Genomic DNA, 827 nt, shown 5'->3' on the forward strand with positions numbered 1-827 from the left:
GTACCGGAGAGCGTGCAGAGCGTTGCTAAAGGGGTGGGGATGAGCAGCCTGCAAAGGCTGATGCGCGTAGAGCTGCCGCTGGCCGCGCCGGTTATTATCGCCGGGATCCGCACCTCGGTTATCATTAATATCGGTACGGCGACCATCGCGTCAACGGTGGGGGCAAGTACGCTCGGCACGCCGATCATCATCGGCCTGAGCGGGTTTAACACGGCGTATGTGGTGCAGGGGGCAATTCTGGTGGCGCTGGCCGCCATTATCGTCGACAGGGGCTTCGAGCGCCTTGCGCTACGGGTTAACCGGCACCGCCGCGAACAATAAAGGAATAGCCCGCGAGCATCACGCCGCCGATTCCGCCAATGGCCATCAGCAGAAAAATCACAATGACGGTGAGTTTAGACAGGTTCATTTTACGCTCCTTTTGTTAAGCAAGTATTATAAGGGGAAGCGCAGGTGTTAATGAACCATTAAATGCCGAGGGGATAAATCGCGTATCCGTGCGCCTGCCATTCGAGCAGCTGTTTTTGTTGCAGCGCGGAGGGGGATTCGCCGCACCAGACCAGCAGCGTCTGCCCCTCAAACATCTCCGGGCGCAGGTGGCTCAGCGAGTGCGCCAGCACATCCACCCGCCAGCCCTGCTGGCACGCCATCCAGCCCTCCAGCCATAAGCGGGTGGTGTCCTGAATATTCCAGCCGACCACCAGCGCGTCCCGGCCATTTTTCTTGCGCGCTGAGTTAAGGCAGCAGCAAATATGGTTAATCAACACGCCGTCAAGCACGCCCAGCAGCACCAGCAGGGCGGGCTGCTCGCATTTAGGCCGCTGGCG

Annotated in this window: 2 protein-coding genes and 1 pseudogene; 1 reads left to right on the plus strand and 2 read right to left on the minus strand. The window is 59.5% G+C overall.

Annotated elements, in window-relative coordinates:
- Positions 1–321 (plus strand): ABC transporter permease (locus tag ENTHG_RS00120; protein ID WP_044172032.1); only part of this gene is annotated, 321 nt, incomplete at its 5' end.
- Here the strand turns inward: ENTHG_RS00120 and ENTHG_RS00125 are convergent.
- Together ENTHG_RS00125 and ENTHG_RS25620 are read right to left on the minus strand one after the other, a co-directional pair.
- Positions 296–409 (minus strand): protein YohO, encoded by a 114-nt coding sequence (locus ENTHG_RS00125; RefSeq protein WP_044172034.1) that lies wholly within the window; start codon positions 407–409, stop codon positions 296–298. The two genes, ENTHG_RS00120 and ENTHG_RS00125, sit on opposite strands and share 26 nt — an antisense overlap.
- 58 nt (positions 410–467) lie before the next feature.
- Positions 468–827: pseudogene (locus ENTHG_RS25620) on the minus strand (transcriptional regulator); the annotation flags it as partial.

It is taken from the genome of Phytobacter massiliensis JC163 (assembly GCF_000321045.1).
GTDB lineage: Bacteria > Pseudomonadota > Gammaproteobacteria > Enterobacterales > Enterobacteriaceae > Phytobacter_A > Phytobacter_A massiliensis.